The following is a 6,339-nucleotide window of genomic DNA, read 5'->3' on the forward strand; positions in this document are numbered from 1 at the left end:
GCTTTATATTCTATCAATATAATTAACCAATTAAGTTCTTTTTCACATATTTATCAGAGTAAATCCCTTAAAATTGCTCATTTTTAAGGGATTTTTATTAAAGACAAGCATATTAAACCAGTTGAAAGTTCTAATACATATTTGGCTGATTCCATTTTTTTCGGTAAGTTTAAGGTGTTAAAATCAAAGGTATAATGATGGCAAGAATTAAGAATATAGAGGCGCAATGCTCCGTTTGTGGTAATGTTACAAAAATGGAATTAGCTGGTGAGATCCCCGTTTTCGATAATCCAAATAAAAGATGGGCAAAATGTAAAAAATGTAAACAGATGGTTATAGTTGATATAACAGCAAACGAACACACTAAAGTTAATACAGATGATATTAGTCTGGAAAATTTTTCCGAATATTCCCCTGCAAAAACGTTTGTATTAGGTGAATCGATATACCATAAAACCTGGGATGATTATGGAATGGTTATAGCGAAAGAAATTTCTTCCAATGGACAGAACTCTATTAAAGTTGAGTTTATAAAAGTTGGACAAAAAAAATTAATCGAATCAGTTTTATAAATTAATATACCATCAAGGAAGGTGAAAAAGATTTGGTAGGCATTATAATTCAAGAAAATGAATCAATCGATAAAGCATTAAAGAGATTCAAAAAAAAATACGAACGATCTGGAATTCTTAAAGAATTTAAAAAACGCACTTTTTTTGTTAAGCCCTCGATTGAAAAAAGGATGGAACGGATAAAAGCTCAAAGACGCGCCAGCCGGGAAAACTCTCAGAACGAATAAATATTTACCCCTTTAATTTAAGTGAGACTGGTTTTTATAAAAATCAGTCTCACTTGAATGTTATAAACCACTATAATGAAATCAATTTTTTGTTGCTACCTTTATTCAGGTAATTCTTCTCAAAATGCTTTGTAATCAGGTTGAATGCTTCCTCAGTCGAGTTACAAAAATTCATTAGTTTTAAATCATCGGGATTAATTGTGCCGTACTCGATAAGAACATCGAAGTTGATCACCCTTTTCCAATACTTATCATCATAAACAACAACCAATAAATGCTTTTTAATTTTTTCTGTCTGAAGTAAAGTAATCACTTCCATAAATTCATCCATCGTTCCAAACCCACCAGGAAATACAATTAATGCCTTAGCCAAATAGATGAACCAGAATTTTCTCATAAAAAAGTAATGGAATTCAAATGCCAATTCTGGTGGGACATATTTATTAACAAATTGCTCAAACGGAATACTGATATTCAATCCGATTGAATAACCACCAGCCAACTTTGCCCCTTTATTTGCTGCTTCCATTATTCCAGGACCTCCCCCGCTGCACATTATAAATCTGTTTTCTTCTACTGGTAAATTTAATGACCATTCCGTTAATCTTTTTGATAAATCAACAGCATCTTCATAGTATTTAGACATTTCAACAAGTCTTTGAGCTTGTCTTAATTTTTGTGGGAAATCAGAAACCTTTTTTGGATCCAATTTTTTAATTTCAGCATAATCTTTAAGCGCATCTTTTTTTGATTTGAATCTGGCTGATCCAAACATTACAATTGTATCAACAATGTTTTGTTTTTTAAAACGTGCTCTTGGTTCAAGAAATTCTGCAAGAATTCTTATCGATCTGCCATCGGCTGAATTTAGGAAATCTTGATTCTTATATGCTTTAACAGGACTTTTAGTTTTGCTCATATTATCTCTTAAAAAATGTTCATTAAAATAAGGATTCTAATGATAAATTATTACAAAAAGAAAAGAAATTTTTAATATTCCTTTTTGGATTGACTATATTTACGACCGTTAAAATTATAAACCAGCAACAAAGAACAATGAAAAAAATACTGCTTATTTTACTAATTTCCTTTACTAGTATCTTTTCCAAAGATTATGAATTAATTAAAAGATTGGATAAAATACTTGAAACTCTTCCGCGGGGTACAAAATATGGAATTTTGATTTATAATCCCAACACAAAAGATACCTTATTCAGTGCAAATTCTACAATGCCAATAAAACCAGCATCCAATATTAAACTATTTACAACGGCGGTTTCTTTATCATCCATGGGAAGTGATTATCCAATTTCAACAAAATTATTAAGTGAAGACTTTAAGCTTGATGACGGAATCCTAAATGGAAATTTGTATATCAAAGGATTTGGAAATTCGATTTTTACAGATCATGATATTGATTCATTAGTATCAGTTATAAAAACGATTGGTATAAAAAAAATAACGGGAAAAATTGTTGGCGATGATACCTATTTTGATAATGAATATAAGAGAAGCGATTGGATTATTGATGAGGCAGATGTTGATCCTTTACAACCTGTATCGGCACTATCGATAAATAGAAATAAGATTCAAATTTCATTAAGAGCCTCCGTTAAAACTGGTGGTAGTATTTCTTATTCATTATTTCCGGAATGTTCATTGATTGATATAAAGAATTTGGCGAAGACAACCAAAAGAAAATCTTCAATTCACATTTCACAAAATTTTTTAGAAGGTAAATATGAGATTATAATTTCTGGCGGATTAAAAAGACGAACATCAGGTTCCTATTCAGTTGAAATAGAAAACCCTCCTTTGTTTGCCGCAGAATTATTAAAGGACCGGCTAATCAAATCTGGTATTACCGTTCTTGAAAATGCAGTTATTGGTGAAACTCCAAAAGATGTTAATGAATTATGTGAAAAATCAATTCCATTAAAATATTTATGTAACATAGCAAACAAACGAAGTGATAATTTTATTGCTGAGTGTTTGTTCAAAACTCTTGGTGCTTATTTTAGTGAGAGCCAGGGAAGTGGGTTTTTCGCTACACAGGCAATACTAAGTTTTTTAAAGGAAAATCATATTTATTCTGATAACGTAGTAATTGTGGATGGTTCGGGTCTCTCACATCAAAATCAGGTTACAGTATTAACAATTGTAAATCTATTAGATAGAATTTACCGTAATCCTGAAATCTATTTTGATTATTATAACTCATTATCTATTGCTGGACGAGATGGTACATTAAGAAACCGCCAAATTGGATCAAATGCAGAGAATAATTTTCATGGTAAAACCGGATCCTTGCATGGAGTTTTATCTTTATCAGGTTATATGAAATCAAAATCTGGTAATGATCTAATAATAAGTATGTTATTCGAATATGAACGGGCAGGTAAATCTACTTACAAAACTATTACCGATAGAATAGTTGAAATGTTATAGACTCATGTATCAGTTTGATTTAAGGAAGAACAAAGTTAACGGAGTTTTCAGATAAAAAGTGAGAATGATTAAATTACACATTCTGAATTAGATTTTTCAGAATAAAAAAGCCTATTCCTGTTAAGGAATAAGCTTTAGTATTTTATAAAACTAAATTTACTTTTTGGGTGCTTGTTGAGGTAATGATGGCTGTGTAGGCACACTTTGTTGTCTTGATTGAATTACACTTTCTCTGTCACCACCCGCCGAGGTAGGTAAAAAGAATAAGTTAATCAACAACGTTAAAACTACCAGCGTTCCTGCTAACCACCAAGTTGCTTTACTTAAAAAGTCAGCGGTTCTTCGTGATCCAAACATAGTCCCAATCTGGGCTCCGCCAAAAGTTCCAGCTAATCCCCCACCTTTACTAGCTTGCAAAAGGACAATTACTATTAACATTATTGCAATAAGAACTGTTACAGACACTAAAATAGAATACATTTTTTACTCCTAACTATTTTGTAGCGGGGGAGGGATTCGAACCCCCGACACGTGGATTATGATTCCACTGCTCTAACCGACTGAGCTACCCCGCCACGTCTTTAAAATTTGGATTATAAATATAGGAACACACCAATGAATTTCCAAACCAATCACTTTAATTAAGCTATGTTAATTTTCCAATAAAAGACCATTGAACTGCAATTTTTGGATCAAATAAGAATAATTATCATTCTATAAATTCAACTTAAAGTTATTTTAAATCTCTTCCTTAGCAAATAAATAAAAATGGGTGCACCAATAAGTGCCGTGATTGCTCCAACAGGAATTTCCGCTGGTGCAATGATTACTCTTGCAATACTATCAGCAAGTGCTAAATAAGAAGCTCCAATAAGAAAAGATGCTGGAATGACGATCCTGTTGTCTACACCAAAAATCATTCTACAAATATGAGGAATTAGTAATCCTACAAAACCGATTATTCCACTTACAGAAACTAAAACTCCTACCAATAAACTTGAAAGAATATATGTAACATTTCTAAGCAGAGAAGTATTGATTCCCAAATGCTGGGCTGTGGCACTTCCAAGCGAAAGTACATTATATTTCTGTCCGTTTAAACTAAGAATGAAGGAAATTATAATTGAAACTGGTAGAATAAAATAAGATGTTTTTGCATCAGCAATGGAAAGATGACCCATCAACCAGAAAACAGCAGTACGTAAAGATTCATTTAGAAATGTTACAAGAACTAATATTACAGCGGAAAAAAAAGCTCCGATCATTACTCCGGAAAGAAGCATAACATTTGGTTCTAACTCACCAAACCTTTTACCAAATAGAAATACAAGAAATATTACACTTATTGCTCCCAAAAAAGAAAAGACTTGTGTTGCAATAAATCCGGCACCAATAACCATAGAAAGAACCGCTCCAAAAGCAGCTCCGCTTGATATACCGAGGATGTACGGCTCAGCAAGTGGATTCATAAGTATTGCTTGAAACACAGCTCCACACACAGACAAACCTCCGCCAACTGCAATTGCTAATAAAACTCTTGGAAGTCGAACTTCATAGACTATTTGCTTTGTTAGATCGGTTGCTTCACCAATAAAGAATAAATGAAATAAATCGTTGAGGGAGATTGAAACTGATCCAACTAATAAACTAATTGTACCAGCAATAATTGTAACTATAAAAAGTAATGTGATTTTTAAGATGTATGGAGAAATTTTTAATCTTCTATTTGCTTCCATAAGTAATCAAGTAAGGAATTCAATCCAAGTTTGGAAGTTGCTGAAATTACATAAACCGGATCAGAATAATTTTTTAATTTTGTTTTTTTTACTTTTGCAACCTCCTTTTCCGTAAGCAAGTCTGCTTTAGTTAGAGCAATGATTTTTTTCTTCTGAGATAGTTCCTGACTGAATTGAGCTAATTCATTCAACAAAGTATCGTAATCTCTTTGATAATCATCAGAAGTAACATCAATTAATATTAACAAGATTCTAGTTCGTTCAATATGCCGCAAAAATTTAATACCTAAACCTTTACCGGAGTGTGCGCCTTCTATAATTCCAGGAATATCTGCAACAACAAAACTTTTATAATCTTTATATTTTACAATTCCAAGATTAGGTTCAAGTGTCGTAAATGGATAATCTGCAATTTTGGGACGTGCATCTGAAACTACCGAAATCAACGTCGATTTACCGGCATTTGGAAATCCTACTAAACCAACATCTGCAATTAATTTTAGTTCAAGAATAATTTTTATTTCTTCGCCGGATCTGCCAGACTCAGCAAATCGAGGTGTTTGATGCGTTGCTGTTGCAAATTTGCTGTTACCTCTGCCACCTTTTCCACCCCTTGCTACAACATAACTTTTTCCATCCTCATTCAAATCGAAAAGAATTTCCTGAGATTCGGCATCTTTAATTACAGTACCGGGTGGCACTTTTATTATTAAATCCTCTCCCCCTTTTCCATCTTTTAAAGAGCTTCCGCCTGGTGCTCCTTTCTGAGCATCATATTTGCGCTTATATCTAAAGTCAAGTAATGTATGAAGGTTATGGTGCGCCTGGAAAATAATATCGCCACCATTTCCACCATCACCGCCGGCAGGTCCACCTTTGGGAACGTATTTTTCCCGTCTGAATGAGACTGAACCATCACCGCCGTTTCCCGCTTTAATTAATATTTCTGCATAATCTATAAACATTATTCTTGCTTAAAGTATTCTGTTACAATACTTTTAAGTACGCTTGCCTCTTTAGATGTTGATTTTATATGATTAGACTTAAACAACGATTCGAGAACATTAATTGCCTCTTCACGGTTACTGCATTCAGAAAGTGTTTCAAAAGTTTGAGCAAAATCTTCTGCATCATCTGCAAAAACAACAGTTACAATTCTATCAATATCTTTGCCTTTGAAAAAATCAGAAATATCTTTTTTGTATTTAACAGCTTTATTAATAACTCACCTTACGCAACCCGATGCGTATAGTTATATTTTTTAGAATTTCATAGCGAAAGAAACTTTGAGATTTTCCAGTTGATTAAAAGCTGCACGATTTGCAGTAAGATACAATTTAGCTCGCAATGCTGTTG

General features: G+C 32.8%; 7 protein-coding genes and 1 tRNA gene. 3 read left to right on the forward strand and 5 right to left on the reverse strand.

The window, feature by feature from the left end:
• The first annotated feature begins 194 nt into the window (after positions 1-194).
• Both NTX22_13930 and rpsU read left to right on the forward strand, forming a co-directional pair.
• Positions 195-572, forward strand: coding sequence for a hypothetical protein (locus tag NTX22_13930; protein MCX6151622.1), 378 nt, complete (start codon positions 195-197; stop codon positions 570-572).
• A gap of 32 nt (positions 573-604) precedes the next feature.
• Positions 605-799, forward strand: coding sequence for a 30S ribosomal protein S21 (rpsU, locus tag NTX22_13935; protein ID MCX6151623.1), 195 nt, complete (start codon positions 605-607; stop codon positions 797-799).
• 70 nt (positions 800-869) lie between these two features.
• Here the strand turns inward: rpsU and NTX22_13940 are convergent, their stop codons facing one another.
• Positions 870-1,718 (reverse strand): LOG family protein, encoded by an 849-nt coding sequence (locus NTX22_13940; protein MCX6151624.1) that lies wholly within the window; start codon positions 1,716-1,718, stop codon positions 870-872.
• Between the two features lie 137 nt (positions 1,719-1,855).
• Between NTX22_13940 and dacB the strand changes: the two genes are divergently transcribed.
• A complete protein-coding gene (dacB, locus tag NTX22_13945; GenBank protein MCX6151625.1) occupies positions 1,856-3,247 on the forward strand; it encodes a D-alanyl-D-alanine carboxypeptidase/D-alanyl-D-alanine-endopeptidase in 1,392 nt (463 codons plus the stop codon).
• 156 nt (positions 3,248-3,403) lie between these two features.
• On the opposite strand, the gene secG is transcribed toward dacB, so the two are convergent.
• The 4 genes from secG to obgE all read right to left on the reverse strand — a co-directional run bounded on the left by secG (position 3,404) and on the right by obgE (position 5,948).
• The gene (secG, locus tag NTX22_13950) at positions 3,404-3,727 is read right to left on the reverse strand and encodes a preprotein translocase subunit SecG (GenBank protein MCX6151626.1); all 324 of its coding nucleotides are present in this window, start codon (positions 3,725-3,727) and stop codon (positions 3,404-3,406) included.
• A gap of 21 nt (positions 3,728-3,748) precedes the next feature.
• Positions 3,749-3,822 (reverse strand) — tRNA-Met (locus NTX22_13955).
• Positions 3,823-3,969: 147 nt separating this feature from the next.
• Positions 3,970-4,983 carry an iron ABC transporter permease gene (locus NTX22_13960; GenBank protein MCX6151627.1) on the reverse strand — a complete coding sequence of 338 codons (1,014 nt, stop codon included), beginning with the start codon at positions 4,981-4,983 and terminating at the stop codon, positions 3,970-3,972.
• On the reverse strand, positions 4,962-5,948 hold the full coding sequence (gene obgE / locus NTX22_13965) for a GTPase ObgE (protein ID MCX6151628.1): 987 nt from the start codon (positions 5,946-5,948) through the stop codon (positions 4,962-4,964). The genes NTX22_13960 and obgE overlap by 22 nt, the downstream gene beginning before the upstream one ends.
• Positions 5,949-6,339: the final 391 nt, after the last annotated feature.

The organism is Ignavibacteriales bacterium, assembly GCA_026390815.1.
Classification (GTDB): domain Bacteria; phylum Bacteroidota; class Ignavibacteria; order Ignavibacteriales; family SURF-24; genus JAPLFH01.